We start from the raw sequence: 25,501 nt of genomic DNA, 5'->3' as shown, positions 1-25,501 counted from the left end.
GTTTAAGGTAATTCTTTGTTATTAGTAATTTGATTTTACCGTTCCCCTTGATATATGTGTAGACTGAAGCAAAGAAAGTATAAATTCTGATGAGTATCCTCTAGTTGCAATATTTTACTAAAAGTTACTATGTTTTACTTCTATTTCAATTAATATTAAAATGTCTCATAATGATACACAATAATCATTATTTCCCCCATATCATTTAAGAATTCAAAAAATCCCCAAGTTACCCTTGGGGACTGACTTTAAGCAGCACTTTCTGTAAATTGACTGTTGTACAAATCGGCATAGAAACCTTTTTGTGTCATTAGTTCATCATGGTTACCTTGCTCAATGATATTACCATCTTTCATCACAAGGATTAAATCCGCATTGCGGATAGTTGACAGGCGGTGAGCAATGACAAAGCTAGTACGCCCTTCCATCAACTTGTCCATAGCCTTTTGGATAAGTTCTTCGGTACGCGTATCTACAGATGATGTTGCTTCATCCAAGATAAGCAACGGAGCATCTTTCAAGAGAGCACGCGCAATGGTCAACAATTGCTTTTGACCGACCGATAAGGTGACAGAGTCATCCAGGTAGGTATCATAACCTTTCGGTAAGGTCTTAATGAAATGATGGACACCAACAGCTTTGGCTGCTGCCACAACCTGCTCATCTGTGATCTGCTTTTGATTATAAATCAAGTTCTCTTTGATAGTTCCTTCAAAGAGCCAAGTGTCCTGAAGTACCATTGAAAATTGATCATGCACTTCCTCACGTTTCATCAACCGTGTATCCACCCCATCAATGGTAATGGTTCCTTTATCAATCTCATAAAACTTCATAAGCAAGTTAACAATGGTTGTTTTCCCAGCACCTGTTGGACCTACAATAGCTACTTTTTGACCTGGTTTGGCCACAGCAGAGAAATCATGGATAATGGTTTTATCTTTAGAATAACCAAAGAAGACATTGTCAAAAGCAACCTCTCCCTTGACCTGTGTCAATTGCTGTGGTTTATGTGTTTCGTCTTCCATTTCATCTTCTTCAAGAAATTCAAAGACACGACTCATAGCAGCTGAAGCTGATTGTAGTTGGGTAAAGGCTTGCGCGATCTGAGATAATGGTTGTGAAAAGATACGAACGTAAGTCATAAAGGCAACAACATCACCCATGGTGATATCTCCGTCAATAACCTTGATGGCCCCAACCACACAAACCATAACATAACCAAAGTTCCCAACAAAAATCATCAAAGGCATCATAATTCCTGACAGGAATTGAGATTTCCACATAGATTGATAGAGGTTAGTATTAAGTTTTTTGAAGGCTTGACTGGTTTCTTCAGAGGCATTATAACTAGTAACTACATTGTGTCCAGAGTAAATTTCTTCTACATAGCCGTTAACCGCAGCAAGGTTATTTTGTTGACGTTTGAACAAAGGCTGTGAGGAACCCATGATGACTACAACCAGTACGAATCCCAAAAGAACAGATCCTATTGCGGTCAGAGCCATAGTGACATTTGAGTGAAACATCATGTAGATTGAGCCCAAAAGAAGCATGGTAGAGATTACCAAAGTCCCCAAACTTTGGTTGAGGGATTGACCTAAGAGGTCAACGTCATTAGTCACTCGAGAAAGTGTGTCACCTTGGGAATGACTATCAAAATAGTTGAGTGGAACCTTGTTGATTTTAGTCTGAATAGCTCGACGTAAACGTTGCGAAAAGCGCTGAATAATGGTTGCAACAGTAAAACTTTGTACATAGCCTACAATAGCAGCTATTGCATAAAGAATAGCTAAGTTCATGGCTACTTTTCCAACTTCTATCAAATCTATTCCAGGAAAAGTTCCGTCAGAGGACATTTTTAAGCCATCAGTTATTAAGTTTGTAATTTCCTTTAGTTTATCTGGTCCAATAACTGTGATAATGGCAGAAATAATTGCCCCAATCACAGCAAGGATAAAAGGAAGTTGAAACCCTTTAATGTAAGGCTTCAATCGATTATAGAAAGATGTTTTTTCCTTATTTTCCATTTTCTAATTCCTCCTTAGAAAGTTGTGAATAGGCAATTTCTTGGTAGACTGCATTGGAAGCAAGGAGTTCTTGGTGTGTTCCTTGTCCAACAACCTTACCTTCATCAAGAACTAAAATTTGATCAGCATCCATAATGGTTGAAATCCGCTGAGCAACGATCAATTTGGTCATGTCAGCTGTACGTTCTTTCAAGCGGGAACGTAAGATTCGGTCTGTTTTGTAATCAAGTGCTGAGAAGGAATCATCAAAGATGATAATTTCAGGTTTACGTGCTAAAGCACGGGCAATGGCCAAGCGCTGTTTCTGACCACCAGAGAAGTTTGAACCGCCTTGAGCAACTGGCGCTTTCAACTTACCTTCCTTCATCTCAATAAATGTTCTTCCTTGAGCTAAATCAAGAGCATCCCAGATTTTATCATCATCCAGTGGGGAATTGTTACTGATTCCCATGTCCATGTTAGAGGTAACATCGCCACTAAAGAGCACAGCTTTTTGCGGAATATAACCAACAATTTTATGAAGTGTGTCGTGATCGTATTGGCGAACGTCCACACCATCAACCTTAATAGTACCTTCCGTCGCATCGTAGAAACGTGGTATGAGGTTAACCAAGGTTGATTTTCCAGAGCCTGTTGATCCGATGAACGCAATCGTTTGACCAGCTTTCGCTTTAAAGGAGACGTGTTCTAGGACTGCTTCTGAATTTTTGCTGTAGCGGAAGGAAACATTATCAAACTCAACAGAACCTTTTTCACTTGGTTGAGCCTGACTTTTATCGGGATAAGGTATTGACCCCTCAGTTTCCAAAACTTCATTGACACGACCTGATGAAACAATGGCACGTGGCAAAATGAAGAAAACAGCAATCATCATCATAAAGCCCATGACAACTTGCATGGCGTACGATGAGTAAACAACCATATCTGAAAAAAGATTAACTTTATCCTTCATCGCTCCAGCAATCAAGGTTGGATCTTTGGGAATGGCAATATCTTCAATCAGGTGGGCTCCAATCCAATAAATGGCTAGAGTCAAACCACTAGAAATTGCTGTCATAACCGGGGACAACAAAGCCATAGAACGACCGATAAAGAGATTAAGATTAGTCACATCATCATTCGCTTTGGCAAATTTATCATCTTGATAGGCTTCAGCATTATAAGCACGAACTACTCGGATACCTGATAAAGACTCACGAGTTACACTATTTAATTGGTCAGTCAATTTTTGAATGAGACGTTGCTTAGGCATAACTGCTATTAAGAGGAAGAGAATCATTAAGAACATGACCGCAACAGCAACAATCAAGGCTAACAACCAGTCACCATTCTTATTGGCTATCTTAGTAATCGCCCAAATTGCCATAATTGGACCTTTTGTTACAACCTGAATCCCCATAGTAAAGACCAATTGAATTTGTGTAATATCGTTGGTCGTACGAGTCAATAAACTAGGAATTGAAAATTTCTTAATCTCAGCATCTGAGAAATTCAGAACGCTATGGAAAATATCGTCACGCAGGCGAGTACTAAAACTTGCTGCTGTACGAGCTGCAAAAAAGCCAACAATAACCGAGGAAGCAAAACTGCCCAACGAGAGCAAAATCATGCGCATGCCCGGTGCATCAAAATTCCAAGCAAAGATATCCTTGGCTTTAGTTCCTTGTGTTGACAAAAGTTTGGTAATGTCAGACATATAATCTGGAATTTTTAAATCCAGAAAAACATTTAAGCAAACAAATGCAATGGCCAAGATAATCATGGTAACTTCTTTAGCATTCATTCGTTTTAAGATTTTTAACATGCACTACTCCTTGTAATATGTAAAAATAAGAAAGTCCTTGTCAGTCAATGGATTTTCGGTAAGCTCTCAGATTTGCCCGTAACTGCTCTGTGACTCGTAAAACAGTTTTAAGATCCTCGACATCAATGTCTTTTAACAAGACAGACTGCATTTCATCATGAAAGACTTGCAGAGGTTTTATTTTTTGGCACCCCAATTCTGTCAAAACAATCTGCTTATAACGCTTATCTGTCCGAGATGGGATTGTCTTGACGAAACCATTTCGTGCCATGCGTTTAACAAGATTACTTGCGACAGACTTTGAAATGTGTAAATAATTTTCAATGTCTTTCACAAAAATTTCGGTATCTTTCTGTTTCGCTAGGAAAAATAAGACGCGACCTTGTGGTCCTGCAAGATGTTCAATACCATTTTTTTTAGCAAAAGTATCCGCTGCTTGTTCAAACTGAGTTAAGAGATTTTTAGCCTCCGCTATTGGATTTTCCACGACCTCACCTCCTGACAAATTGAGACTGTAGAAACCATTATAGTTCCCAGGAGAACTATTGTCAAGAAAAACGTTCTCAGGAGAACTAAAAAAACTGAGCAATTCTGTCAGTTTTTTTAGTGAATCACTGGAGGCGTTAGCAAAGTGTCAATGACACTGATTTCTGGCGGTGCTAAGTGCTCCAAATCAGGCAGTTGTTTTTCAAGGTAAGTACGTAATTGATCAGCCTCTTTAGGACAGTGACGCAGACGAAAGCGACAATTCAAAATAGCTTTCTCCTGAATTGAAAAATGCTCTGGTACAAAATATAGCTGCTCTCCTTCACTTCCAAAAGTCGAAAACTGATCCACTTTGATATAGAATAAATTTTTGGAACTATATATCTATTTACACCAATCACAATATGTAGTGTTTCAGCAATATTAAAAAGGCGACTTCAACGTTTGGGTGTTCTTATTTATCCTTACACTTTTTGCTGAATACGCTGCATTTCTGCATAGCGACCGTTGAGTTGCATCAATTGGTCATGAGTTCCCCGCTCAACAATTTGACCAGCATCCAACACTAGAATTTGATCTGCATTTTGAATGGTCGATAGTCTGTGAGCAATAATAAAGGTTGTTCGCCCTTCTTTAACCACTTCCATGGCCTTTTGGATAATGTCCTCGGTTTCCGTGTCAATGTGAGAAGTCGCCTCATCCAAGATAAGAATTTTAGGATTAGCGATAAGCGTTCTAGCAAAGGCAATAAGCTGGCGCTCACCACTTGAAAAGGCAGCCCCCTTCTCAACAACAATCTCATCAATACCTCGTTCCAATTTAGCAAGCATTTCTCCTGCCCCGACCTTTTCCAGTGCTGCGATGATTTCCTCATCAGAAAATAGGTCACTATCCATTGTGACATTGGAAGCAATAGTTCCTGTAAATAAATAAGGATCTTGTAAAACGATACCCATCTGAGCACGCACACTCTCACGTGAAAACTCACGAATATTTTGTCCATCAATACTGATTGTTCCTTCTTGTGGATCATAGAAACGATAGAGTAAGTTCATGATAGAAGACTTCCCAGAACCCGTATGACCGACTAGGGCAACCGTCTCCCCCTTATTAGCATGAATAGAAATATTCTTGAGTACCTGGTTTTGACCATCGTAGGCAAAACTAACATTGTCAAAGTCAACCACACCAGTAGTCACCTCAAGTTCATCCTGACTGTCTGTTTCTGTCTCTTCATCAAGCAATTCCATAACACGACGACCTGTCGCCAGTGAGCGTTGAATATTTGGCAACTGACGCACTAACATTCCTAATAAATCAAAAAGGGTCGTCACATAGTTGATATAAATGAAAAGTCGACCTGCGGTAACACTCAAATTACCACCTAGAAACTGATAGCCAATAAAAGTCAAAACACCTGCAATCACCGTGTATTTAAGCAACTCAGTCAACGTCCACGATGCCGCAGAGTCCACCAGAACAATACGATTATCAGCATTTCTCATCTGACTGGCCACTTTATCAAAATTTTCAAGAACGCTCCCCTCCTGATGGTAGAGCTGAATAATACTTGCACCATTCATGGTTTCATTGACCTGTGTATTGACTTCGCTTCTAGCATCGTAAAAATCCTTCATCGGTTTGTCCGTTGCTTTTTTATAAAGCACCTGCAGACCATAAAAAATAGGTACCAATAAGAGCAAAGCCATTCCCACCTTGATGTCCAAAGTCATTAAAATTCCATAAATAAAGATAACTTGCAACAAAGTAATGAAAATCTGTGACAAGAGTGTATTATAAAATTGATTTCGCAAGGTCTCCGTGTCATTGACAATTCGCGTTGCAATCTTCCCCGCTGGCTTGTCATCAAAATATGAAATCGGCAAACATTGCATGACACCATAGGCTCGATTACGCAAATTTGTCACGATTTGATTAGCACAAGCAATCAAAATCCGAAAAGAGCCGTAGCGCAGTACACCTGCCACCGCAAGCAAAGCAATATACATAGCAAGCTTTATCAAAAAATCAGTTTGATGCAAGACCAAACCGTGTGAAACACCTGTCAAGTCATTATCAATAATATGCTGCAAAATCAAGGGAGCCAACTGATTGCCAGCTGTTGCCAACAACAAGGATAAGAGTCCCACAGCAAATAGCCTCCTAACAACTTTTAATTCTTTCACTAATTGTAAAATCGTAGCCATCTTACTCCTCCTCTCCTTGAGCCTGTTGGCGTTGATATTGCTCGTAATACCAGCCATTGGCTGCCAAGAGCTGTTCAGGCGTGCCTTCCTCGACAATTCGTCCCTCATCCAAAACAATCACCCAGTCAGCGTGGTTAACTGCAGACAAGCGGTGACTGACGATGATGTTGGTCTTGCCTGCACGTTCTTTTTGGATATTTTGGATAATGCTACGCTCTGTTCTCGCATCAACCGCTGATAGTGAATCATCTAATATCAACAACTGCGGTTTTCGGATAAAAGCTCGTGCGATTGAAATGCGCTGTTTCTGTCCACCCGAGATGGATACCCCACGTTCACCGATGGTTGTATCTATCCCCTTGTTCATTCGTATCACGTCCTCTGAAAATACCGCTGTCTTAATGGCAGTTAGAATATCATCCTGACTGGCGGCTACCTTCCCCATAGCGATATTTTCACCTACTGTTCGCGAAAAGAGAATATGCTCTTGCGGCACATAACCAATTAAGGCTTCCAATGACTGACGAGAATAATCTGTCACTGCTCTGCCATTGACCTCAAAAATACCATGACCGACAGGATACTGACGTAAAAACTGACGCACAAAAGTTGTCTTACCCGACCCAGTCTTTCCGACCACACCAAGTGTTTGACCAGCTTTCAAGTTCAGCGAAATCGCTTTGAGACTATCCTGACTGGCCTGCGGGTAAACAAAACTATAATCCTTGAATCTAATGTCTCTTAACTCTGTCAGTTCAAGATCCCCATCTTTTTCCATATCATCCCCTGTCTCAATCAATTCATTGATTTTATCAAAGGAAGTCTTACCTGTCTGGTAAACCAGGATGAAATCTGACATCATAGAGAATGGCTCTACTAAAGAGACAATGTAGAGTTGTAAGGCAACCACCTGTCCTAATGTCACCTGTCCCTTCTGCATAAAGAAAACACCAGAACCTAAAACTAAAACTGTGCTCAGCCCCAGCATGAAACTGAACATAGGCATATAAAGAGCACGGTAACGCGCAATATCATTCCAACGAGTAGCCAGTCCAGCCGTCTTTTGCGCAAAACGATTAGCTTGATTCGCTTTTTTACTGTAGGCCCGAATGACACGAATGCCTTCAACTGTTTCTAAAACTTCATTACTAAGCTCAGAAATAGCTTCACGCGCCTCTTCCACCTTCTCATCCAGTGGTTTTGACACCTTGTAAGTCCCATAAGTCATAATAACAATAGGAATCATACCCAGAAGGGCAATTTGCCAAGAAATCATAAACATGACAGGAATGATAAATGCAATCATGCCACCCGCATAAAGTATAATCATCAGCCCGTAACCCACCATCTCCTGTAGCATTTCCACGTCCGTTGAAAAACGAGTCATCATATCACCCGAACGAAATTTTTCATAAAATGGCGTCCGCATGGTAACTAACTTATAAAAAGCACGCTGTTGCATATCAAATTTAAAATGGATAGACTGCTGAAATAATTTTAAATGCCAAATAAAGGCAGTGCCATAATTGACCAAGGTTGACAAAATCAAGAAACCTACCGTTAAAAGCAACCCTTTTTCAGTCAAATGATGACTACCAATAGCATCCACCAAACGTTGCACCACCTGAGTCGGAATTACCAAGGTCGCGTCATAAAGAATCAAGGTTACCGCAACTAGCAAGTAAACCCATTTATTCTTCCTAACATACTCTAAAACTAACTTAAACACAAAATTCCTCTTTCTATTCGTTCAAAAGCACACAAAAAGCCCGCAATAAGACTACCTTCCTACCGCGGGCTCATTTATATTGTTTTTTGGACAGCAAAAAACAAGCTAATTCAATCGGTCAGAAAGGAGTTTTTCAAAAAAGACAACTGTTCCATATTCTTTGTTGTTCATTTTTAGTTGCTCCTTTCTCTTAATCTACGCATAATGGTAACAAATTTCACAAAAGATGTAAAGGCTTTTTCAAAAATTTTTTAAGATTTATTACAAAGCCCCGTTAAGTCAAGTATAATAGGGCAAATTATTCCATTCAAATGATAATACCTTCCAAATGGTCTATTTCATGTTGACAAATCTGTGCTGAAAATCCTGTCAAAGTCAAGCTACGCTTTTGCCAATATTTATCCCAAAAACTGACCTCAATTTGCTGATAGCGCAGCGTTTTTCTCGAACCAGTCAGAGACAAGCAAGACTCCTCAGTTTCAAATGGCAGTGATTTAGCTGTTATAATAGGATTAAACATGACAAGATTGACTAGTCCCATGTTCACAATAATAACACGCTTTTTCACACCAATCATATTAGCAGCCATACCAACACAGGCCTCCTTGTTTGCCTCAAGTGTGTCTTGTAAATCCTCAGCTAGGTACAAATCAGCCTTAGTCGCCTCAACAGATGGCTGGCTAAGAAAGAAGGTATCTTTTACAATTGATTTAATCATTTTTGCTCCAATAGTAATTCCATAATATCAAAATCAATAACTTGGCCATTAATTTCCATAAAATGCTTAAATGTTCCAAGTTTTTGAAAACCAAGGCTTTCATAGAGATGAATCGCTCGGTCATTATCAGATCGCACCTCAAGCGAGAGAACTTTTAAGCCTGATTGCTGCGCCACCGCAATCAATCGCGTTAGCAATTGATGCCCAATTCCTTGATTCCAGTAAGCTCTTTTCACCGCAAGACCAACTTCTGCACGATGTGCCAATCGTTTTTTACGAAAAGCACTACAATTACACGTCCCTACTATCTCGCCAGTTTCTTCGGCTACTAAAAAATGTGATGTCTTAGATTTTTGAATCTCATCTAAAAACATTCCCTCATCTGCAACAGAAACACTCAAACCTTCTTCTCCGTAGGACAAATTATCGGTTTCTGAACCAACCTGCTGGCAAAATGCCAAAATAGCCTCGGCATCACTAGCCAAAGCATTCCTCACTATAACCATATCAAGCCCTCGTTTTTACTAGAAACATTATAACAAAATAAATAAAACCTTGCTACCATGCGCTTTCTTTTATTCACCTTAAGATTTTTTGAAATCAAGAAGCTCCCGAAAATCTCATTTTCTTCCTTAACAAGCAAGAAGCTCCCATCAGATTGACCAGTAATTAGGCAGCTTCTTTCATTAATCTCTACACAACTTCATTTCGCTAAAAAAGATTATTGCTTTTTCCACCAACTTGCTGGAAAAAAGTTATCATCATCGAAGCATTTTTATCAGCTTTTCCTATCGTTACCTACATAAACCTTCGTACATTTTTTAGAATTTATCATCTAAATATCTTAAAATCAGATGATTTCCCAACCAAAACACAGTGCCATAAATGAGACCAACAAAAGTAACCACTAAAAACCAGACGTATTTCCCATCTTGAAACCAATTATCAAGCCCACTAACTGATAAAGCAACTAGCATACTAACAACTGTAAAAAGGAGTTCATTGAGAATAAAACTCTGTTTTTTGTGAGCGATCCTTGGAGCCAATAAAATCAGAAAATAAATGAATTCAAGACAATCTAAAATCACGATAAGCAAGAGAATTTTCCAAAAACCTGATGGCAACAGGGTATCTGCTCCAAGTCTAAATATCACTGACCAGATGACAAAGAAAAGAATAAATTCAATGACAGCTACAACACTATATTTTTTTCTCATAGGTAAATTTTTTATGTTAATATCCAATCAAAACACAAGCACAGGAATAAATCTGTAGATAAACAAATACTCTGACAACTCAAAATTAGACTAGCTTCAATAGGCTAAGGAAAAACCATTGAAGGTCAGAAATAAAGCGAACATCGTTCATATCAACGAGTGCAGATAAAGCTATCTTTATTATATAGCCAAGACCATACAAACTTGATTTCCAAAGAGTTTAAAATATACAACTTCATTATACCAAAAAAGAAGCCTCTCTAGGCTTCTTTGAATATTTTATTGAGAGGCAAAAGTTTGTATTTCGTCTTACACGATACCTTGTGCTGACATTGCTTCAGCAACTTTAAGGAATCCAGCGATGTTGGCACCGACAACAAGGTTACCTTCTTGACCAAATTCTTTAGCAGCGGCAGCTGAATTTTCGTAGATACCTTTCATGATATCGTAAAGTTTAGCGTCAACTTCTTCAAATGACCAAGGTGTACGTTGGCTGTTTTGTGCCATTTCAAGAGCAGAAACCGCTACACCACCAGCGTTTGCCGCTTTGGCAGGACCAAATGATACACCAGCATTCAAGAAGACATCAATCGCTTCAAGGGTTGAAGGCATGTTAGCTCCCTCAGAAACTGCGATAACACCATTGGCAACAAGTGTTTTAGCTTGTTCCTCGTTGATTTCGTTTTGTGTTGCACATGGGAAAGCAAGGTCTGCTTTCACATCCCAAACTGATCCCTGACCTGCTGCAACAAACTTGGCATTTGGACGTGCTTCAGCATATTTGACGATGCGTTCACGTTTCACTTCCTTAATTTCTTTCAAAAGTTCAACATCAATGCCGTCTGGATCGTAAACATAACCTGATGAATCTGAAACAGTCACAGCTTTGGCACCAAGCGCATGCAATTTTTCAACAGCATAGATGGCAACATTACCTGCACCAGATACAAGCGCAATCTTACCTTCGAAGTTTTCACCACGAGCTTTAAGCATTTGCTCTGCGAAGTAAACCGCACCATAACCAGTTGCTTCGGTACGAGCAAGAGAACCACCCCAAGTCAAGCCTTTACCAGTGAGAACGCCTGTGTACTCGTTACGAAGGCGTTTGTATTGACCGTAAAGATAACCAATTTCACGACCACCAACACCGATATCACCAGCTGGAACGTCAGTATCAGCACCAATATGCTTGCTAAGTTCTGTCATAAAGCTTTGGCAGAAACGCATAATTTCATTATCTGATTTTCCTTTAGGATCAAAGTTTGAACCGCCTTTACCACCACCAATCGGTTGACCAGTTAGTGAGTTTTTAAAGATTTGCTCAAATCCAAGGAATTTAATGATGGATTGGTTTACTGATGGGTGGAAACGAAGCCCACCTTTGTATGGACCGATAGCTGATGAAAACTGCACACGGAAACCGCGGTTAACTTGAACTTGACCTTTATCATCAACCCAAGGAACACGGAAAGAAACGATACGTTCTGGTTCAACTAGGCGTTCTAGAAGATTTTCTTCAATATATTTTGGATATTTATCGAAAACAGGGACGAGTGAGGCAAAGACTTCTTCAACGGCTTGAAGAAATTCAGCTTCGTGTCCGTTTTGTGCTTTTACTTTTTCAAAAACACTATCAACATACTGTTTACCTGTTGTCATATATATAAGTCCTCCGACAGAAAAATTTGCGTAATGATTATTACAAAGAATATTATAAATTTTCAGAATATTCTTGTCAAGTCTTTTCCTTGTTTTTACAATAATTTTTCATGTTATAAAACATTACATAAACTTACTCTTTTTTATCCTTTAAACCTTCAATAATCCTGTAGTTAGAACTTTAGGTAGTATTTCTGACTCTCCAATCTATAATCACTCTTTTAATCATAGCACCAAAACCATCAAACTGAGCAAGGAATTTTTAGCATACCATTTTATCATTAAACATCCTCCAAAAGTAGTTTTATCAACGAATAAGATACTACTATCACTGGGTCAGTTACAATAAAAATTACAGGATAAAGCGGTGAATATTTCCTACATAAGTACTTTCACCATTAAAATACCATTAAGAACACAAACTTTATAGTCTTATCCTCTATGCAGAAATGTGAACAAAAATTCAGAAAGTTCAAAAAAGTACTTTACATTTTCTGAAACCAATGTTATATTATATAACATAAAACAAAAAGGAGTTTTGCTTATGGATTCAGGTAGTATTGCTTTTATGCTGATTTGTTCAGCTCTCGTCTTTTTCATGACGCCAGGTTTAGCCTTCTTCTATGGAGGACTCGGTAGGCGTAAAAACGTCATTAACAATATGATGATGTGTATCGCTCCCATCGCCATTGCCAGTGTGATGTGGATTGTTTTAGGATATTCTTTATCTTTTGGAGGAGATGGAGACATTATCGGAAACTTTTCTCACCTCTTCTTTAATGGAGTTAGTGAGACAGCTAGTAGCAGAGGTTTAGACATCCCAGATGCATTGTTTGCCGCCTTCCAAATGATGTTTCCAATCATCACAGTAGCTATTTTAACAGGAGCAGCTGCTGGACGGATGCGTTTTACACCGCTATTAATTTTCATCGCAGCTTGGTTGCTGGTTGTTTACTTCCCTTTCGCTCACATGGTCTGGGATGAAGGACTTTTGGCCAAATGGGGAACTATCGACTTTGCTGGAGGTGATGTCGTCCATATTACTTCTGGGGTTTCTGGTTTGGTTTTAGCCATACTTTTGGGTAAACGTCGTGATTACGATCGCCTAGAATATCGCCCACATAATGTGCCTTTTGTTTTACTTGGTGCAGCTATACTTTGGTTTGGTTGGTTCGGTTTTAATGCTGGTTCTAGCTTGGGTGCTAATGGACTTGCTGTCCACGCTTTCTTAACAACCCACATCTCAGCCGCAGCCGCTATGTTTTCTTGGATGATGATTGAAAAATTCCAAACTGGAAAGATGTCTCTAGTTGGTGCTTCAACTGGTTTAGTCGCTGGTCTTGTTGCCATTACCCCTGGGGCTGGTTTTGTCTCCCTATGGAGCTCACTCTTAATTGGTTTATTCGTTAGCCCATTTTGTTACTTTGCTATTTCTGTCTTAAAACGCCGTTTTGGTTATGATGATGCCCTTGATGCTTTTGGTTGTCACGGTATCGGAGGGATCTTCGGTGGTATTGTCACTGGGCTCTTCACTACACCAGATTTGGCTCTAGACAAGGGAAATATTGGTCTGATTTATGGTAATCCTCATCTTCTTATCGTAACTATTGCAGCTATCATCTTCACAATTGTCTGGTCTGCTGTAGCAACGTTTGTCATCATCAAAGTTATTAGTCTCTTTACCCCAATTCGTGTTACCGATCGCGCTGAAGCAATCGGACTTGATGACAGCGAGCACGAAGAAACTGCCTACCCTACATTTATGGGTCTAGATTCTTAAGAGAGGAGTTATTATGAAAAAAATTGAAGCCATTATTCGTCCCGATAAATTAGAAGATTTGAAAGATTCCTTGGCAAAATCAGGCTACTCTAAAGGCATGACTGTCAGCCAAGTACTTGGCTATGGTAACCAGCGCGGCTTTGCCGAACACGTTCGTGGACAAAAAATTGTCCCTACTCTACTCTCAAAAGTTAAGGTGGAGATGATTGTACATGATTTATCAGCAGATGAAGTCACTGATATCATCATAAAGGCTGTACGTACAGGTGAGGTTGGTGATGGTAAAATTTTCATCTTTCCTGTTGAGGAAGTTATTCGCATCCGAACTGGCGAACGAGATGGAGATGCCATATAATACTCAATCAAAATCAAACTAGTTTCCAAGGTCTGGTGAAAGACTTTGAAAGATTCGAATGGAGCTAATCTAGTTTACATCATCAATTTGCAACTAATACTCTTCGAAAATCAAAATTATCCGTTGTCAACTTGCCTTGATGAACTCAAGTTCTATCGTCGGCTTCGTTTCCTAGGCTACTTTTGATTTTCATTGAGTATAAATCTGTCTTCATCAAACCAACAATGTCTGATTTTTGAAAAATATAAAGTATCAAAATTTAATACAAAAAATCGTTTGGAATAACTCAACTTCCAAACGATTTTTTATAACATTTTCATCAGAGGTATAGAATCGCAGCCAAACTCATCATCAGCGGGATACTAATCAAAGATAAAACTGTAGTCAACAAAACCAGACGCGAACCATATTCGTAATCACCGCCATAAACCTGACTCAATAAGGCAGCATTCATGGCAGTAGGCGAACTAGACGCGATGGTTAATGCCAATTTCATATCATGCTCTTGTACAGGTAGAAGCCATATTAAACCAATACTGATAGCCGAAGTCAAAATCAAACGCAGAAAAGCAGCGTAGTAAGCAGGTTTGTAGAAAAAAATTTCCTTAAAATCTACCTTGTAAAAATAAGACCCTAAAACCAAGGTGGACAGTGGTGTATTGAGTTTAGCTATGGTGTCAATAGCATCAGTCACCACAACGGGGAGTTGATAAGGCAATATGAAGAAGAATAAACCAATGACCGTGGCTATCATAGCTGGGTTGGTCAAGACAGAGCGAAAATTTATGGTTGTTTTACCTTCAGAAATTAGAAATATCCCATAAGTCCACTGCATGATTTGATTAGCCACCACAAATCCTGAAATGAAAAAAACCGCATTTGCCCCACCTACAGCTTCAGCCAGAGGTGTTCCCATAAAGCCCACATTAGCAAACAAAGCGGCATATTTATCCATATTACGATCATCCGCCAGCAAGAATTTAACCAAAAATATCCGCGTTAACAAAAGAAAAAAGGCTGATCCAATCATCACCAATAAAAGAATTAGCCGATGAAGGGAGAACTCCTGCTGAATAAAAGAAGAGACAAAAAGGCTGGGAGCAACGTAAGTGGTCAGAAATTTAGATAGTTTAAAAGTCACATCTCTTGTAAAAATTTCCTTGTGCGTCAGATAAACTCCCACACCCATGATTAAAAATAAAACCACTAATTTTTGAAAGACTAATGCTGCGATTGCCATACAAACTCCTTTGTTAACAGATGAAATTAACTGGTGATTTCTCTATTATAGCACTTCTTCCTCAAAACTTATACCCTATAAAATCAGACCAGACAGCAAACAGCACTTGCTGATATCTGATAAGGAGAAATCAAAATAAAGAGTTCCCTCACTTCTACACAATAAACCTTTGCTGGTAGAAAATAGGGAGAACTCCTTTCACGATAGTTGTATAAGTCAAGAGCAGATTTAATAAATCTTCCAAGTAGCGCTACACAAAAACTCTGATAAGCGATGCCTTTTACGCAAGTTCGTCAAGGTATTGTTATCTTAATAGCAATACTTAAAGGTAATTGTAAACACTCATTCTTGGACTTTGCTAAATTGGCTCATGTAGAGATCATGATAAAAACCTCTGTCTGCCAAGAGACTAGTATGGTTGCCTTGCTCAATAACCTGGCCATCTTTCAGTACCAAAATTTTATCTGCTTCCTGAATAGTCGATAAACGATGGGCAATGACAAAACTGGTTCTGCCCTCCATGAGTTTTTTCATAGCTTTCTGGATGAGCAATTCTAAACGGGTATCCACTGAGGAAGTAGCTTCATCCAAAATCAAAATTTTAGGATCAGCTAGTAGTGCACGCGCAATGGTCAACAACTGCTTTTGACCTAAGGAAATATTGCTTGATTCTTGGTTCATTTCCATATTGTAGCCACCTGGTAAGGTACGGATGAAATGGTCCACATTAGCAGCTTTGGCCGCCTCAATAATCTCCTCGTCCGTAGCTGACAAATTACCAAAACGCAGATTTTCCTTAATGGTTCCCTCATAAAGCCAAGCATCCTGAAGAACCATACCAAACTGTTTCCGGTATTCTTGACGAGACAGATTTCGGATATCGTGACCATCAACCTTGATGACTCCTTCCGTAACATCGTAGAATCGCATGAGCAAATTAATCAAGGTTGTCTTACCAGCGCCAGTCGGTCCAACAATGGCTACCATCTCACCTGGCTCCACTTCCAAATTAAAGTCTCGAATCAAGGGCTTATCCTCAATGTATTGAAAATCCACATGTTCAAAACTGACACGCCCAGTCAGATCTTGTTCAAGAACTTCTGTCGCTTGATTGAGTTCATCCGCCTCATCAAAGACTTGGAAAATTCGGTCAAGTGATGATTTAGCACTCTGGAGAATACCAGCCAACTGAGTTAAAGTTTGGATAGGCTGACTGATTTGCCAAACGTATTGAACAAAGGCCTGCATATTCCCCACTGTCAGTTTGCCCGCCAAAACCTGCAGTCCACCCACAAGAGCGACAATCAAATATGCAGAGTCAGAAATAGCATGCAGAGTTGGCATCATCATACCCGAAGTAAAACTAGCCCTAAAACCGACTTGGCGCAATTTTTCTGTAATTTGACGAAATTCTTGAGCAGAACTTTCTTCTCGACCATAAAGCTTCAAGACATTGAAACCTGTCAGTTTTTCCTGAACAAATCCGTTCATTTCTCCAAGCGTATCAGCCTGAGCTTTAAAATAAGGCTGAGATTTTTTCAAAATAAACTGGGCTGAGAAATATGTTAAAGGTACACAAGCGACAACAATCAAAGCTAAAGGAACATTAAGATAAAGTACCATAGCAACCGCCAAGATAATGGTTAAGAAAGCATTAATCACTTGTAAAAAACTTTGTTGTAAAGCATTTGAAACGCTCTCTACATCGCTAGTAAAACGTCCCAACATATCACCAAACTGATGCTTGTCAAAATAAGACACAGGAATGTGGTTGATTTTTTGACTCAAATCATGGCGAAGATCGCGGATAGCTTTTTGCACTGCATTAGTCATGAAGTAATTGGAGCCATAAGAACCAATCTGATAGACCAGACCTCTTAAGTAATAAATTACCAAGATCATGACTATATAGGATACGTTAAGATGAGCACCCTCGACTCCCTTAGCTATGTCCACTAAATTTGCAGTCAGTTCAGTGATTGCAAGTCCCAAAATAAAGGGTTCTAAGACATTCATGAAACTGGCTAACACTTTGAGGAAGATAGCTAGAAATAGAGAGGTTTTATATTTTTTCAAATACTTCCACAAGCGCAAAAAGACATTATTTTCTTTCATTCTAACCTCCTATTCTTCTGTCAAGCTGCGGTTATTGAGCTGTGAATTGGCAATTTCACGATAAATCTCATTGTTTTGCATGAGTTCTTCATGAGTACCACGGCCGACAATTTCACCTTCATCAAGGACGATAATCTGATCAGCATCCATAATGGTACCAACTCGCTGCGCCACGATAAGTACCGTGCTTTCTCCCGTAACTTCCTTGAGGCGAGCACGCAGCAAGGCATCTGTTTTGTAGTCCAAAGCTGAGAAAGAATCGTCAAAAATATAAATATCTGGCTTTTTGACGACAGCTCGAGCGATAGATAAGCGCTGTTTTTGACCACCAGACAGGTTACTGCCACCTTCAGCTAAGTGGGTATCAAACTGTTCTTGGCGACTTTCGATAAATTCCTTAGCTTGGGCAATATCTGCCGCCTCACGGAGTTCATCCAACGTAGCGTTTTCTTTTCCATACTTGAGATTTTCCTGAATGGTTCCGGTAAATAGCAAAGCTTTTTGCGGAATAAACCCAATCTTTTGACGTAAAGCTTTGAGATTATAGTCTCTAACATCAATCCCATCAACTAAAATTTTCCCAAGGGTCACATCATAAAAACGTGGAATCAAATTAACCAATGAGGATTTTCCTGAACCAGTAGAGCCGATAAAAGCAATGGTTTCACCAGGTTTTGCCTCAAAGGAAATATCATGTAGGACTGGACTTTCTGTTTCACCAGGATAAGCAAAAGTCACATGGTCAAAAGTCAAATAACCTTTACTATCTGATTCCTTAACGCCATTTTCATTAGGATTGATAGAGATAGGCATGTCCATGACTTCTTGAATACGACTTGCCGATACCGCCATACGAGGATACATAGTGAAAAGATTAGCAAATAATAGGAAAGAAAAGAGCGCGTGAAAACTGTATTCAATAAAAGCAACTAAGTCACCAATTTTTATCTGACCTTGTGCCAAAGGTTTCAAAGCAAACCAGACGATTAAAACAATCATGGCAATAATAATTTGAACAAAAAGAGGCTCGGTTAATCCAGTCAGCTTAAAAAGACGGCTTGAGGTTTCTGCATACTCATCATTTTTACTATCAAAACGTTGTTCTTGAAAGTCCTCACGTGCAAAGGCTCTAATGACGCGCAAACCAGTCAAATTTTCACGAACATATTGATTGATTTTATCCAGTGTCTTTTGTTGCTTTTCCGATAATGGCTTAGTCTTTATAGCAACATAAGCGACAACCCAGATAAGAAAAGGCACTGCGACAGCTACTACCCAAGTCAGAGATGGGCTAGTTAACAAGATCATAATGACACTAGAAATCATCATCAAGGGTGTCACTAAGCCCATACGCAAAGTTTGCTCTGCAAATTGCATCAACACAAAAGCATCACTGGTCATACGAGTTACCAGAGAAGAAACCCCTATTTTTTCATACTCGTGATGAGAGTACTCCTGCAACTTATCATACATGTCATTACGCATGTCACGAATCATAGTCGTTGTCAGACGCCCTGCCGCATAAGCTAGTGTCAGACGCCCCACAATCCCTAAAATAACAATGACAAACATAACGCCCGCCCAAAAATAAATGGCTTGAGGGTTCTTAGCTGTCACTCCTTGGTCAATCATTCGAGCTAGAGCAGTTGGCAGCCCCAAATTAACCACAACAAAGAGCAAGGCTCCAAATACATCCATGGCTAACCATTTGGGTGATTTTTTTAAATAAGACCAAATATAATTCATAAATTTCCTTTCTCATAACTTTTATTCGTTTTCCTAAAACCACTGATAATCTTAATCAAGTCAGGTGACATGACTATCAACAAGTACCCCCAATAACACAAACACCCAACTTCAACAATCAAATACAGATGTAGCTTACTGGTTTTAAATAACCTTTGGTTCTGTCTGCACCGGTGTCACGTGGTCTAATTAATCATTTTAAGAAAAACCGGTGTTGCCTTCCTTGGCTCATTTTTTGACAAGCAAAGCGACAGTGTTTAACGAGAATAAAAATTTTCTTGTTAACGACATGCCGCTGGCTATTTTATTCAGTATAAATAACACCCGCTTAAATGTGAGGTACCTATCCCTCCAACTCACTCAGATATTCATATCTCTCATACTTTTCGAGTAATTCCTCATTAGCTGCATCGAGGTCTTGCTGAAGGCCTGCCAGTTGACCATAATCACTAGCATTTTCTTGCATGCACATCTCAATTTCCTCAATCTTAGCCTCGAGGCTTGCAATCTGTTCCTCGATAACCGCCCACTCCTGCTTTTCAAAATAAGACATGCGTTTACGAACATCTTTTCCCTTTTCAACCTTTGGCATTTCTTTCTTTTGGATCATAGCAGAGCTTTCTTTCTCAAAGGCCAGTTCATCCAGATAGTCAGTATAATTACCAAAAAACTCACGGACAGTCCCTTGTTCAAAAGCCAGAATTTTATTAGCCACCTTATCTAGGAAATAGCGGTCGTGACTGACTGTAATGACTGGTCCCCCAAAACTCTGCAAGAAGTTTTCAAGAACAGTCAAGGTTGCAATATCTAAATCATTGGTTGGCTCATCCAAGAGGAGGACGTTTGGTTTTTCAATGAGGATTTTCAGCAAGTAGAGACGCTTCTTCTCACCACCAGACAACTTGGCAATCTGAGTGCCATGGCTTGAGCGAGGAAAAAGAAATTGTTCCAAAAGCTCAGTTACACTGGTAGTCCCAACTGTAGTTTTCACCTCATCAGCAACCTCCTGCAGGTAGTTGATAACTCGCTTGCTCTCGTCCATATCCTTTATCTGTTGAGAAAAATAGCCAATACGCACCGTTTCGCCAACCGTCAACTTACCTGATGTCGGGTGTAAGTCTCCATTGATAAGATTGAGCAAAGTTGATTTGCCGACACCGTTATCTCCTACAATGCCAATGCGATCCTTATTTTGAACCAATAGGTTAAATTGAGACAGAATGGCTTTATCTGAAAAGGCAAAGTCCACATCTTCAAAATGAATAACCTTTTTACCAATACGACTCGTTTCAAAATTGATTTCAAGTTCACCAGAACTCGTGATACTAGATAAATCAGATTTAAGATCCTTAAAGCGATTAATTCGAGCCTGCTGTTTGGTAGCTCTGGCCTGAGGTTGGGTTCGCATCCATGCTAACTCTTGTTTGTAGAGTTGCTTTTTCTTATGAAGCGAAGCCGCATCGCGCTCGTCTTGCTCAGCACGAAGACGAACATAATCTTGGTAATTACCTTGATATTCTGTTAGGTGGCTATCAGCCAGCTCAAAGATACGCGTAGCAATATTATCCAAGAAGTAGCGGTCATGGGTGATAAAAATAACTGTCTTTTTGGAATTCTTCAAAAAATTGGTTAACCAAGTGATGGTTTCGATATCCAAATGGTTCGTCGGTTCATCTAAGAGAATTAAATCAGCAGCACCTAAAAGCACTTGAGCCAACTGAACGCGGCGCCGTAACCCACCAGACAACTCTCCAACTTTTTGAGTCAGGTCAGAAATTCCCAACTTGGACAGGACAGTCTTAACTTCGCTTTCAATCGTCCAAGCATCTAGAGCATCCATCTCTGCCATTACCGTCTCCAGACGCCCTTGATTAGCTTCTGAATAATCAGACATAAGTCTTTCATATTCTTTAATCAGAGCCATTTCTCGCAAATCAGACGACAAAACAGTATCCAAGATTGTCTTATCATCCTCAAAATCTGGTTCTTGAGTCAGATAAGCTACCTTATAACCGCTCTTAGATGAGAAAGGTGAAACATCTCCATCAAATCCCAATTTCCCCGAAATCACATCCAATAGGGTAGTCTTCCCTGTCCCATTAACCCCGATTATTCCGATACGGTCAAGGTCGTGCACAATGAAAGAAATCTCTTTAAAGACTGTCTTGTCACCAACGGATTTTGTTAAATTTTCAACGATAAAATCAGACATAGTTACTCACTTCTATTAGTTAAATAGTCACATATTCTTAGGAACTCAAATACTTGCCAGGCTAACTCGACTCACCTTTCCCGAGACTGAGCAAAAAGTTCAGCCTCGCTTCTCAAAGTTCGTGTCAATATTTCGTCGCAGTGGTTGATTGGGTTTAACAGTCCAGTGGACTGTTAAAGGTTGGAGATAAGGTTTGCGAAGCAAATCTCAGCAATTCGTGTTTCACACTCCAAATCTGACCTCTACGACTGATGCGAACAGAGTTCGCTTCATTTCCAACCTCCAAAGGTTCCCCGAACCTTTGGAGCTGTGCGGGGGTGGGAGTAAAATAGTCCAGTGGACTATTTTAGCCCGAACCTAGATGTTTTTCCCACTCCCTTCATTGTTTGAGCAAATTTTCCTTTATAAACTCAAAAATAGCTTCACGTTCATTAGCCAAACTTCCAAGCACGATGGCTTCTTCAACTGCCTTGAGAACTGCTCCCATCTGAGGGCCTGGAGCGAAGCCTAATTCCTTGATTAACATACCGCCGTTAACCACTATTTCACGCTTATCACGTATCGTTAAGTCTGCATCAAGCTTATTAATCAATTCAAAATCCACTGATAAGCCTTGCGCCTGACGAAGTTCTTCAGCCTGACATACCAAATTTTTGCCATAACGATACAGTTGTGGTTTATCCATATCAGCAGTTAGCCGAAAGCGAAAAATTGAGACAATCCAATCCACATCCTGCTGAAATTGAGTTGATGTCTTCCATTTTTTTAGAAAAGCTTTTGGCTGTTTGATTTTTAAAGCCAGTAGCAGAGCCGCCCATGCCTGCTCAGAGGTTGAAAACACATAATCGTCACCTATCGTAGCTTTTAAGCTCTGCAATTTTTCCAAAGAATGTGCCAAATCTGGCAGATAGTCGTAAGCTTTGCTATCCATAAATGCAGTTAAACCTTTTTTCCAGTGTGGAGCCGTTAATAATTTATCGAACTCAATGAAAGACCGCTCAACCGAAATTTTTTCAAGTAAAGGGGCGTGCTCTTTCATGGCTAAAAAAGTTTGAGGCTCGATGGTAAAGTCAAGGCTAGCAGCAAAACGGAAACCACGCATGATTCTCAAGGCATCTTCATTGAAACGCTCAGCTGGATTTCCAACTGCTCGTAGAAGTTTCTTCTCCAAGTCTTCCAAACCACCGAATTTATCAATGACTTGTCCTGTTTCATCCAAAGCGAAGGCATTAACTGTAAAATCACGACGTTTAAGGTCTTCATCTAGTGAACGCACAAAAGACACTGTCTTCGGACGGCGATAGTCAATATAGACATCTTCTGTCCTAAATGTTGTTACTTCGTACTCGCCGCCGTTTGCCAAAACAAGAACTGTGCCATGTTCAATGCCAATATCCACCGTGCGATGAAAAATTTTCTTGGTCTCTTCTGGGTATGAGCTAGTAGCTATATCAACGTCATGAATAGGACGTTTTAAAAGGACATCACGAACGCTGCCGCCAACAAAGTAAGCTTCGTAACCTGCTGTTTTTATTTTCTCTAAGACTGGCAAAGCCTTCTGAAATTCAGAAGGCAGAGTGTTTAATTTCATAGCAATTTTTCCAAACCATAGACAAGCTGATCACGCTTGACCACTTCTTTTATTCCAAGATTGACACCACTCATAAATGAAATACGGTCGTAAGAATCATGGCGGAGCGTCAAGCCTTCACCCTGAGCACCGAAAATAACTTCTTGATGGGCAACCAAGCCAGGTAGACGCACACTGTGGATACGCATCCCATCAAACTCAGCACCACGTGCACCAGCAAGACTCTCCGTCTCGTCAGCCGCTCCCTGTTTTTTAGACTCGCGAACTTGACTAATCAACTCAGCTGTCTTAATAGCCGTACCTGATGGCGCATCCTTTTTCTTATCATGGTGCAGTTCAATAATTTCTACATCTGGGAAATACTTACTAGCCTTAGCTGCAAATTCCATGAGTAAAATGGCTCCAATAGCAAAGTTTGGCGCAATCAAACCACCTAGTTTTTTGTCAACGGACAAGCCAATCAAGTCATTGATTTGCTCAGGGGTAAAGCCAGTTGTTCCAACCACTGGAGCGAAGCCATTTTCCAAAGCAAAGTGGGTATTTTCATAAGCCACAGCTGGCATCGTAAAATCAACCCAGACATCAGCATCAAAACCAACCAAATCAGTCTTATCCGTGAAGACAGGCACTCCATTAACTTCTTTTTCAGCAGCGAAAGGATCAAGGAGCGCGACTAATTCTAACTCGCTATCTCCTTTTACCATATCCACGGCTGTTGAACCCATACGGCCTTTAAATCCTGCAACAATAACTTTAATTGTCATAGGTGTTTCCTTTCTTTATTTACTTATCAAACAATTGGTGTGAAACCAAAAGCCACTGCACCTGCACCCAGGTGAGTTGCAATAACACCATCAAACGTTACAATCTCAAGATTTTGAGTATGTCCTGATTTTTCAAGCAATTGATAAAATTGTTGTGCCTTATCTTCTGCACGCGAATGAATAATATAAACTTCATAGTCTCGGTCAGAAGTACATTCTTCCAAAACTTCTACTAAACGTTTGATAGCTTTTTTTTCAGTTCGAACCTTCTCGTAAACCACAATCTTACCCTCATCGTCAAAGTGCAAGATAGGCTTTATACTCAGTAAATTCCCCAATAAAGCAGAACCATTTGATAAACGACCACCCTTAACCAGATGATTGAGATCATCAACCATGATAAAGGCACTAGTTCCCTCAATCTGAATTGCTAATTTTTGTAAAATGTCAGCAAAAGAATTTCCCTGTGCTAACCATTTAAAAATATGCTTAATCATACTTCCAAGTGGAGCTGACGTAATCTTGCTATCTGGAAAGGCAACTGACAAGTTAGGGTATTCATCAATCAGAAATTGGATATTTTGCCAAAAACCTGAAATACCAGATGACAAAAAGAGCCCAATGACATGTGTATAGCCATCAGCTGAAAGCTGCGTCAGCAATTCATCAAGTTCTGCCAAACTAGGTTGACTCGTTTTGGGTAATTCTGATGAGGCTGCCATCTTACGGTAAAAGTCGTCCAAAGTCAGATTTTCACCTTCAATGTAAGACACGCCATCAATGGCAATCGGAATATTTAACACAAACAAGTCCTTGTTCTTTTTTAAATCCTCTGATAGAACTGCTGTGGTATCTGTAATAACTGCTAATTTCATTAACTATTAAACTCCAAATTAATTCCCGGCTGGTCAAGAGCAATCTCAGTCACTTCATAAGTCATGCGCTTAACAATGTCCAAAAGCGGTGCTGCCAAACCTTCAACCTCAGGCTGTGTAAACTCGCTAGGCTCGTTCACGATACGGTTTTTAATCGTAATCATTTGTGAAACGACGCCACTAATCACAAACTCATCCTTAACCACCATAAATTGCAAAACTGCAACGATGACAGTTGCCTTAGCTTCCTGATCTTTTTTGACCAATTGGAAAGTTACTTCAAAATTTGTTTTTGGAGTACCATTTTCTTTCTCCCATTCCAAATTGCGGGCATCATAGTGATATTGATTGACAAATTCTTGTTCACGTACTAATTCCATGAGTTTCTCCTCGTTTTTACAGTTAGCACTATTATAGCATATTGAATGGAGATTTCAAAGGTACTAATAAGACTTCTGGGGGTGCTTATCGACAATCTCTGGGTGCGCTTCCAAGACTTCTTTACCTTTTGGTAAAATGGCGTAGCCTCGCAGTTCAAAAAGTTGCCCCAATTCTTCCTCAGTATAGTTTGCTGCAACTGCCTGGTCTAAGTCTGAACGCTTCATTTTTGATAAACTAGCCACCCCTTTAGCCTTCAAAAAATCTTTAAGAACCCCTGCAGATAGGTGCTTAAGTGAATCAAAAGCTGAATCAACCTTGACATAGCCTTCTTCAATTAACCAATCAAGTTCTTTTTGTGCATCAATCCCATAAGTGGTGTAAAAATACTTATGATGTATTGACTGCGTGGTATAACTTCCAAAATTAATACGCCAAAGCATAATAATGTGTCCTGGCAAAAAACCTTCAGAAGTTCTAAGCATATTCCGTTTGGGAATAGGTTTTCTTAGAAGTTCTGCCTCATATTTTGGTGCAATATAGGGCATCTCGGCATGTTGACTATATATTTCTGTTAATGTTTTCATGTTTTTCATTA

21 protein-coding genes are annotated in these 25,501 nt (G+C 39.7%); 2 read left to right on the top strand and 19 right to left on the bottom strand.

The features are described from left to right. Positions 1-248: 248 nt before the first annotated feature. From ABZ559_RS03765 to gdhA, 10 genes are all read right to left on the bottom strand, one after another. Complete coding sequence (locus ABZ559_RS03765) at positions 249-2,027, bottom strand: ABC transporter ATP-binding protein (RefSeq protein WP_367007275.1); 1,779 nt, start codon at positions 2,025-2,027, stop codon at positions 249-251. After that, a complete protein-coding gene (locus ABZ559_RS03760) occupies positions 2,017-3,831 on the bottom strand; it encodes an ABC transporter ATP-binding protein (protein ID WP_018375110.1) in 1,815 nt (604 codons plus the stop codon). The genes ABZ559_RS03765 and ABZ559_RS03760 overlap by 11 nt, the downstream gene beginning before the upstream one ends. A 40-nt stretch (positions 3,832-3,871) precedes the next feature. Then, positions 3,872-4,318, bottom strand: coding sequence for a MarR family winged helix-turn-helix transcriptional regulator (locus ABZ559_RS03755; protein WP_273414783.1), 447 nt, complete (start codon positions 4,316-4,318; stop codon positions 3,872-3,874). Between the two features lie 116 nt (positions 4,319-4,434). Then, positions 4,435-4,584, bottom strand: a complete 150-nt coding sequence (locus ABZ559_RS03750; RefSeq protein ID WP_018375108.1) for a hypothetical protein — start codon at positions 4,582-4,584, stop codon at positions 4,435-4,437. A gap of 197 nt (positions 4,585-4,781) precedes the next feature. Then, on the bottom strand, positions 4,782-6,524 hold the full coding sequence (locus ABZ559_RS03745; protein WP_367007274.1) for an ABC transporter ATP-binding protein: 1,743 nt from the start codon (positions 6,522-6,524) through the stop codon (positions 4,782-4,784). A gap of 1 nt (position 6,525) precedes the next feature. After that, a complete protein-coding gene (locus ABZ559_RS03740) occupies positions 6,526-8,253 on the bottom strand; it encodes an ABC transporter ATP-binding protein (protein WP_367007273.1) in 1,728 nt (575 codons plus the stop codon). Positions 8,254-8,560: 307 nt separating this feature from the next. Further along, positions 8,561-8,971 (bottom strand): peptide deformylase, encoded by a 411-nt coding sequence (locus tag ABZ559_RS03735; RefSeq protein WP_018375105.1) that lies wholly within the window; start codon positions 8,969-8,971, stop codon positions 8,561-8,563. After that, positions 8,968-9,477, bottom strand: coding sequence for a GNAT family N-acetyltransferase (locus ABZ559_RS03730; protein WP_367007272.1), 510 nt, complete (start codon positions 9,475-9,477; stop codon positions 8,968-8,970). The genes ABZ559_RS03735 and ABZ559_RS03730 overlap by 4 nt, the downstream gene beginning before the upstream one ends. A 315-nt stretch (positions 9,478-9,792) precedes the next feature. After that, positions 9,793-10,188 (bottom strand): hypothetical protein, encoded by a 396-nt coding sequence (locus ABZ559_RS03725; protein ID WP_273414789.1) that lies wholly within the window; start codon positions 10,186-10,188, stop codon positions 9,793-9,795. Between the two features lie 309 nt (positions 10,189-10,497). Next, a complete protein-coding gene (gene gdhA, locus ABZ559_RS03720; protein WP_273414896.1) occupies positions 10,498-11,847 on the bottom strand; it encodes an NADP-specific glutamate dehydrogenase in 1,350 nt (449 codons plus the stop codon). Positions 11,848-12,391: 544 nt separating this feature from the next. On the opposite strand from gdhA, the gene ABZ559_RS03715 reads away from it, so the two are divergent. Both ABZ559_RS03715 and ABZ559_RS03710 read left to right on the top strand, forming a co-directional pair. Further along, on the top strand, positions 12,392-13,627 hold the full coding sequence (locus tag ABZ559_RS03715; RefSeq protein WP_273414898.1) for an ammonium transporter: 1,236 nt from the start codon (positions 12,392-12,394) through the stop codon (positions 13,625-13,627). Positions 13,628-13,640: 13 nt separating this feature from the next. Then, complete coding sequence (locus tag ABZ559_RS03710) at positions 13,641-13,982, top strand: P-II family nitrogen regulator (RefSeq protein WP_277290673.1); 342 nt, start codon at positions 13,641-13,643, stop codon at positions 13,980-13,982. Between the two features lie 319 nt (positions 13,983-14,301). Here the strand turns inward: ABZ559_RS03710 and ABZ559_RS03705 are convergent, their stop codons facing one another. The 9 genes from ABZ559_RS03705 to ABZ559_RS03665 form a co-directional block, all read right to left on the bottom strand. Next, entirely contained in the window at positions 14,302-15,222 is a 921-nt protein-coding gene (locus ABZ559_RS03705; protein ID WP_277291340.1) for an AEC family transporter, read from the bottom strand. A 342-nt stretch (positions 15,223-15,564) separates the two neighbouring features. Then, on the bottom strand, positions 15,565-17,337 hold the full coding sequence (locus ABZ559_RS03700) for an ABC transporter ATP-binding protein (RefSeq protein WP_277291341.1): 1,773 nt from the start codon (positions 17,335-17,337) through the stop codon (positions 15,565-15,567). Positions 17,338-17,346: 9 nt separating this feature from the next. Next, positions 17,347-19,083 carry an ABC transporter ATP-binding protein gene (locus tag ABZ559_RS03695; RefSeq protein WP_367007271.1) on the bottom strand — a complete coding sequence of 579 codons (1,737 nt, stop codon included), beginning with the start codon at positions 19,081-19,083 and terminating at the stop codon, positions 17,347-17,349. A 343-nt stretch (positions 19,084-19,426) separates the two neighbouring features. After that, the gene (locus ABZ559_RS03690) at positions 19,427-21,295 is read right to left on the bottom strand and encodes an ABC-F family ATP-binding cassette domain-containing protein (RefSeq protein ID WP_367007270.1); all 1,869 of its coding nucleotides are present in this window, start codon (positions 21,293-21,295) and stop codon (positions 19,427-19,429) included. A gap of 379 nt (positions 21,296-21,674) precedes the next feature. Then, a complete protein-coding gene (locus ABZ559_RS03685; protein ID WP_367007269.1) occupies positions 21,675-22,886 on the bottom strand; it encodes a CCA tRNA nucleotidyltransferase in 1,212 nt (403 codons plus the stop codon). Beyond that, positions 22,883-23,650 (bottom strand): 4-hydroxy-tetrahydrodipicolinate reductase, encoded by a 768-nt coding sequence (gene dapB, locus ABZ559_RS03680; protein ID WP_273414910.1) that lies wholly within the window; start codon positions 23,648-23,650, stop codon positions 22,883-22,885. Before dapB ends, ABZ559_RS03685 begins: the two co-directional genes overlap by 4 nt. A gap of 26 nt (positions 23,651-23,676) precedes the next feature. Next, positions 23,677-24,525, bottom strand: a complete 849-nt coding sequence (locus ABZ559_RS03675) for a DegV family protein (protein WP_018375093.1) — start codon at positions 24,523-24,525, stop codon at positions 23,677-23,679. Further along, on the bottom strand, positions 24,525-24,905 hold the full coding sequence (locus tag ABZ559_RS03670) for a DUF1149 family protein (protein WP_018375092.1): 381 nt from the start codon (positions 24,903-24,905) through the stop codon (positions 24,525-24,527). The genes ABZ559_RS03675 and ABZ559_RS03670 overlap by 1 nt, the downstream gene beginning before the upstream one ends. 63 nt (positions 24,906-24,968) lie before the next feature. Then, entirely contained in the window at positions 24,969-25,490 is a 522-nt protein-coding gene (locus ABZ559_RS03665) for a hypothetical protein (RefSeq protein ID WP_367007268.1), read from the bottom strand. Positions 25,491-25,501 lie beyond the last annotated feature (11 nt).

It is taken from the genome of Streptococcus sp. ZY19097 (assembly GCF_040731245.1).
GTDB classification, from domain to species: domain Bacteria; phylum Bacillota; class Bacilli; order Lactobacillales; family Streptococcaceae; genus Streptococcus; species Streptococcus orisratti.
The sequence above is the reverse complement of the archived record's forward strand: the minus strand, read 5'-3'. Positions and strand labels throughout refer to the sequence as shown.

Bases quoted from the DNA above. Each gene is read 5' to 3' on its own strand.
- ABZ559_RS03765 (WP_367007275.1), bottom strand. From the start codon at position 2,027: ATGGAAAATAAGGAAAAAACATCTTTCTATAATCGATTGAAGCCTTAC.
- ABZ559_RS03760 (WP_018375110.1), bottom strand. From the start codon at position 3,831: ATGTTAAAAATCTTAAAACGAATGAATGCTAAAGAAGTTACCATGATT.
- ABZ559_RS03745 (WP_367007274.1), bottom strand. From the start codon at position 6,524: ATGGCTACGATTTTACAATTAGTGAAAGAATTAAAAGTTGTTAGGAGG.
- ABZ559_RS03735 (WP_018375105.1), bottom strand. From the start codon at position 8,971: ATGATTAAATCAATTGTAAAAGATACCTTCTTTCTTAGCCAGCCATCT.
- ABZ559_RS03730 (WP_367007272.1), bottom strand. From the start codon at position 9,477: ATGGTTATAGTGAGGAATGCTTTGGCTAGTGATGCCGAGGCTATTTTG.
- ABZ559_RS03725 (WP_273414789.1), bottom strand. From the start codon at position 10,188: ATGAGAAAAAAATATAGTGTTGTAGCTGTCATTGAATTTATTCTTTTC.
- gdhA (WP_273414896.1), bottom strand. From the start codon at position 11,847: ATGACAACAGGTAAACAGTATGTTGATAGTGTTTTTGAAAAAGTAAAA.
- ABZ559_RS03715 (WP_273414898.1), top strand. From the start codon at position 12,392: ATGGATTCAGGTAGTATTGCTTTTATGCTGATTTGTTCAGCTCTCGTC.
- ABZ559_RS03710 (WP_277290673.1), top strand. From the start codon at position 13,641: ATGAAAAAAATTGAAGCCATTATTCGTCCCGATAAATTAGAAGATTTG.
- ABZ559_RS03705 (WP_277291340.1), bottom strand. From the start codon at position 15,222: ATGGCAATCGCAGCATTAGTCTTTCAAAAATTAGTGGTTTTATTTTTA.
- ABZ559_RS03700 (WP_277291341.1), bottom strand. From the start codon at position 17,337: ATGAAAGAAAATAATGTCTTTTTGCGCTTGTGGAAGTATTTGAAAAAA.
- ABZ559_RS03695 (WP_367007271.1), bottom strand. From the start codon at position 19,083: ATGAATTATATTTGGTCTTATTTAAAAAAATCACCCAAATGGTTAGCC.
- ABZ559_RS03690 (WP_367007270.1), bottom strand. From the start codon at position 21,295: ATGTCTGATTTTATCGTTGAAAATTTAACAAAATCCGTTGGTGACAAG.
- ABZ559_RS03685 (WP_367007269.1), bottom strand. From the start codon at position 22,886: ATGAAATTAAACACTCTGCCTTCTGAATTTCAGAAGGCTTTGCCAGTC.
- dapB (WP_273414910.1), bottom strand. From the start codon at position 23,650: ATGACAATTAAAGTTATTGTTGCAGGATTTAAAGGCCGTATGGGTTCA.
- ABZ559_RS03675 (WP_018375093.1), bottom strand. From the start codon at position 24,525: ATGAAATTAGCAGTTATTACAGATACCACAGCAGTTCTATCAGAGGAT.
- ABZ559_RS03670 (WP_018375092.1), bottom strand. From the start codon at position 24,905: ATGGAATTAGTACGTGAACAAGAATTTGTCAATCAATATCACTATGAT.
- ABZ559_RS03665 (WP_367007268.1), bottom strand. From the start codon at position 25,490: ATGAAAACATTAACAGAAATATATAGTCAACATGCCGAGATGCCCTAT.